The 2,880-nt window shown below is 68.0% G+C and carries 4 protein-coding genes and 2 pseudogenes; 2 read left to right on the top strand and 4 right to left on the bottom strand.

The genetic code is table 11. The features are described from left to right. Positions 1-276: 276 nt before the first annotated feature. Both EFK10_RS47225 and EFK10_RS10025 read left to right on the top strand, forming a co-directional pair. Entirely contained in the window at positions 277-450 is a 174-nt protein-coding gene (locus EFK10_RS47225; RefSeq protein WP_164835913.1) for a hypothetical protein, read from the top strand. Positions 451-455: 5 nt separating this feature from the next. Continuing rightward, complete coding sequence (locus EFK10_RS10025; protein ID WP_127355382.1) at positions 456-863, top strand: DUF6262 family protein; 408 nt, start codon at positions 456-458, stop codon at positions 861-863. A gap of 34 nt (positions 864-897) precedes the next feature. On the opposite strand, the gene EFK10_RS47220 is transcribed toward EFK10_RS10025, so the two are convergent. From EFK10_RS47220 to EFK10_RS49835, 4 genes and pseudogenes are all read right to left on the bottom strand, one after another. Beyond that, positions 898-1,281, bottom strand: coding sequence for a YrdB family protein (locus EFK10_RS47220; RefSeq protein ID WP_240677116.1), 384 nt, complete (start codon positions 1,279-1,281; stop codon positions 898-900). A gap of 103 nt (positions 1,282-1,384) precedes the next feature. Next, positions 1,385-1,795 (bottom strand): annotated as a pseudogene (locus EFK10_RS53160) (SRPBCC family protein); the annotation flags it as partial. Positions 1,796-2,208: 413 nt separating this feature from the next. After that, entirely contained in the window at positions 2,209-2,409 is a 201-nt protein-coding gene (locus tag EFK10_RS47215) for a hypothetical protein (RefSeq protein ID WP_164835912.1), read from the bottom strand. Positions 2,410-2,482: 73 nt separating this feature from the next. After that, positions 2,483-2,637 (bottom strand): annotated as a pseudogene (locus tag EFK10_RS49835) (peptide deformylase); the annotation flags it as partial. Positions 2,638-2,880 lie beyond the last annotated feature (243 nt).

The raw sequence follows: 2,880 nt of genomic DNA, 5'->3' as shown, positions 1-2,880 counted from the left end.
ATCCGGGGCCTGGTGGTCGTTGGTGCTGGCCACTTCGGGCACTCCTCCTTCTCCGCCCTCGACTGAATGAATCGGTCACTTTACCCGACTCATCACACCTTGACAGAGAGGGGAACGAACAACAGCCACAGGCATGCGCGAAGGGCAACGCGTGTCTGACCTGCGACAAGTTCGCCACAGACGCCACCTTCCTGCCCGAGCTCACCGCACAGCGGCAGCGCACCGCCCAGCTCATCGAGGAACGGCAGAAGGCGTTCAGCCCGGACCGGGCAGCCGATGGGCGAGGACAACATCTGGCTCGCCGGGCGCCGCCAGGAGCAGGACGCTCTCGGCCGCATCATCCTCAAGCTGGAACAGACCCGTCTCGCCGACGGGCCCCCGCAGGCCGTCCGCGGTGCCGGCGTCGACGCCCGCACCGACGCGATCACCTGCTGCCAGGACGGGAACTGACCGGCATGCGCGGCAACCCCGACAACCTCCGCCAGGCCGCCGCCCGCAAGAGCGCCGCCGCCCAGGCCCGCGCCGAGAAGGGCCTGCGCGAGATGATCCGGCGCGGACAGCCCATCACCTTCCGCGGCCTCGACCAGACCGCCGACGTCTCACTTGACTTCCTCTACCGCTGCACCGAACTCCGCCGGCGCGTCGAACAGCTCAGGGCCCAGCAGCGAAGCCACCCGCCACGGCCGGCCACGCAACCGCCCGACGACTCGCCCAGCAGCGTCGTGCGCACCCTCACCGCCCAGCTCGCCGAGCTCAAGCGGCGGCACCGCGACGAGTTCCAGGCCCTACGGCAGGCCCTCGAGGCCGCCCAGAGCGAGAACCTCGAACTGCGACGCCGCCTCGGCCCCCGGCACACCACCTAACTGCTGGTCATGGGCGAACGCGGCTTGACTCTCATCAGGAACGAGAGTCGGAATGGCCAACCTGCCGGAAGAGCGCGTCGCGGTCGAAGGTCGCAAGGGCCGTGTTGGCGGCGGCGGCGATCGCGAAACCTTCGGCGAACGCATGGTCACCGAGGCCGTAGAGGGCGGCGGCGCAGGAGGCGAACACCGCAGCCTTCACCAGGAGCACCCCGACGAGCGAAATCACGAAGCGGGCCTTGGGTGCGGCGAACATCCCCCAGACGACCATGGCGGCCACGGGTGAGCCTAGGCCGAGGAGCAGGTTCCCGGCGAAGTCGTGGGTGACGTGGAAGCCCCACCAGCAGAGCGCGCCGAAGGCGAAGAGTTCCACCAGGAAAGCGAGACCTTCGTTCAGGGCATGGAGAGGCTTGGGGATCACCGGGCGCCTGCCCCATCGGGCATCTCTGCGGGGACTTGATCGCGCCAAGCCACTTGTCGAGCCCCGCCTGGAGCTTGGCGCTCGTGAAACCGAACAGGGCGAGGACCGGCCCGCTGATGGACTCCTCGGCCCGCAGCAGGGTGGCATCGTCCGAGATGGGGGTCAACGAGTGGCGATGCACGGCCCGGGCGCCGAAAGAGACGCCGGTCCAGCTGAGCTCGGTCTCAGGCTCGACCACGGCGAAGCGGGACTTCATCCGTGCGGCGCCGTTTGCCCAGGTGAAGCATGCATCCTCAGCGACGTCGGGGTCGAGGCGGACGTCGTGGATGGCAAGGTCGAGCTTCCCCCAGTGCTCGGCGGCCACGAGCAGTTCCCAAACCCGCTGCACCGGCGCCGCGACGCGCACCTCTCGCACGGCCTGGATGGGGGAGTTCTCGTCGACGCGCCTCTTCTTGGCGTACTCGTGATGGAGGCTCTGAAGGGAAGGACCGTTGTAAAGGTACCGCTTCAGCATGAACGCACTCCTGATAAACCCAGCCCGCGTGATAATCGATCCGAATAGAGAGCACTGCTCTCACTTGAAGAATCCCATGCTCAGATCCTGGCGTCAAGAGCAGTGCTCTCGTTCGATTGCCGAGCCTCTGCCCCACCGGCCACACGGCGAACAGACGGCGGGCACCAGACAGCACTTCGCCCCGCCTGATGTTCGGCAAGGGCCTCAATCAACCAGCACCGGGCCCCCTGACGCTGATCCCTTACGGACGCGACCGCAAGCGTTCTACCTGCACGAACAGCACCCGTTCACCCGTTTGCCCCGGATACGCTCTGGACCACGAAGTACATCGACGCCGCCGTCGCCCGGCCCCAAGGCCACCGACCGGTAGAGCCAAGGCCGTACCGATGTTCCCCAGGGCCGGTAGACGCTCGTCACCTGCCGGGCGCGCTGGTGCTGACTTCTTGGTGTCCCCGGTCGGAGGAGGGCACTTCGTCGCCGTCCGCGCTCATGCCCAGCAGGAGGACTGCCGCGCTTATGACGCTCACGGCGGCAGTGATTGCCCCCACCAGGTCGCCGCGGGTCGGTGCCCCGGTGTGGTTGCGGGAGGTGTACTGGAAGACGCCGTACCCCACAACGGAGCCGACGAGGAGCTGTAACCGAAAAGTTGGACGTAGCCGCAGGAGTGGACCGCAGCGGGCGACACCACGAGAGATCGGACCCGAACTCGGTCACGTTCCGGCACGGCTTGTGCAGGACCTCTTCGCCGACCTTGGTGATCCGTCGCGCCGAGCCGCGCCGGGCCTCGGCGCCAGCCGCGGATACGAGTCGACCGGGCTGCCTTGCACGAACACGCGTGGCATGTCTGTTTCTCCCTGTGATGGTGAGGATGCTGTGGAGGACGGGAAACAGGCTTCCGGGCTCCCGGAACTCCTCCCTACCCTCCCGGAATCATGGCAACAGAACACGTGCAGCAGCCCCAGCCGACCGTCGGACATTCTCGCAGGCGTTTCCTCACGGCCGCCGGCGGCGCGGTCGGCGCGACCGCGTTACGGCCCGGAGCGCGGGCAGCCGCGGCCACGCCCTCCCGCCGGCGCGTCGCCGTC

The sequence above is a fragment of the Streptomyces soli genome (assembly GCF_003999195.1).
Taxonomy (GTDB): Bacteria; Actinomycetota; Actinomycetes; order Streptomycetales; family Streptomycetaceae; genus Actinacidiphila; species Actinacidiphila soli.
The sequence above is the reverse complement of the archived record's forward strand: the minus strand, read 5'-3'. Positions and strand labels throughout refer to the sequence as shown.

Coding starts and splice junctions, on each gene's coding strand:
- EFK10_RS47225 (WP_164835913.1), top strand. CDS start 277: ATGGGCGAGGACAACATCTGGCTCGCCGGGCGCCGCCAGGAGCAGGAC.
- EFK10_RS10025 (WP_127355382.1), top strand. CDS start 456: ATGCGCGGCAACCCCGACAACCTCCGCCAGGCCGCCGCCCGCAAGAGC.